Below are 1137 nucleotides of genomic sequence, written 5' to 3' on the forward strand. Positions count from 1 at the left end.
GCGGCCTCGCCGCGCTGCTGGCCGGCTGCGCGCTGCTGCTGGGCCTGGGCGCGGCCGGCGGCCTGCTGCTGGGCGAATTCGCGCTGGCGCCGGAGGCGCTGTGGCATGCGCTGGCGCAGGGCGGAGACGGCACCGAGGCCTTCGTCGTGCGCGAACTGCGCCTGCCGCGCCTGCTGGTCGGGCTGCTCGCGGGCGCGGCGCTGGGCATGGCCGGCGCCATCATCCAGTCCATCACCCGCAACCCGCTCGGCGAACCCAGCCTGATGGGGGTAAGCGCCGGCGCCGCCTTCGCCATGGTGGCCGGCATGGTGTGGTTCGACTGGCCGCAGAGCGTCATGCTGGCCTGCGGCACCGCCGGCGGCGTGCTCGCCGGCCTGCTCACCTTCGCCATCGCCGCGCGCACGCGCCTGCAGCCGCTGTACCTGACGCTGACCGGCATGAGCATCAACCTGTTCTTCGCCGCCGCGATCACGCTGCTGCTGGTGTCCGCCGACATCGAGGCCAACGGCATCTACTACTGGCTCACCGGCAGCCTCGCCAACCGTGGCTGGCCCCATGTGCACCTGCTGTGGCCATGGGTGCTGCCGGGCCTGGCGCTGGCGGCGGCGAGCGGGCGCATCCTCGACCTGCTGTTGCTGGACGAACAGGTGCTGCACGCCCTCGGCCTGCGCGTGGGCGCCTGGCGGCTGCTGTTCGGCCTGTGCGCGGCACTGCTCACCGCCGCCAGCGTCGCCGCCACCGGCCCCATCGCCTTCATCGGCCTGCTCGCGCCCCACCTGGTGCGCCTCGGTCTGCGCCCGCGCGGCGGCGCGCTCGGCCATCGGCGCCTGCTGCCGCTGGCGGCGCTGGTGGGCGCCAGCCTGGTGTGCGGCGCCGACCTGATCGCGAAATGGCGCGAGGTGCCGGTCGGCATCCTGTGCGTGCTGCTGGGCGGCCCGCTGCTGGTGTACCTGATCCGCCGGCAGGAGGACTGACATGCGCGCGTCCGGCCCGCCCTGCGCCACGCCGCCGCGCTTCGCGCTACTGGCCCTCGGCCTGCTCGCGGCGCTGGCCGCGCTGCTGCTGTGCTCGCTGCTGCTCGGCGCCGTGCCGCTGGATGCGCGCCAGGTGTGGCGGGCGCTGGCGGGCGACGGCGAC

General features: G+C 75.3%; 1 protein-coding gene. It reads left to right on the top strand.

Annotated elements, in window-relative coordinates; translation table 11 throughout:
* A partial coding sequence (locus C666_RS19110; RefSeq protein WP_004351283.1) for a FecCD family ABC transporter permease occupies positions 1–974 on the top strand: 974 nt, incomplete at its 5' end.
* Positions 975–1137: the final 163 nt, after the last annotated feature.

This window comes from Thauera linaloolentis 47Lol = DSM 12138, from assembly GCF_000310205.1.
Taxonomy (GTDB): domain Bacteria; phylum Pseudomonadota; class Gammaproteobacteria; order Burkholderiales; family Rhodocyclaceae; genus Thauera; species Thauera linaloolentis.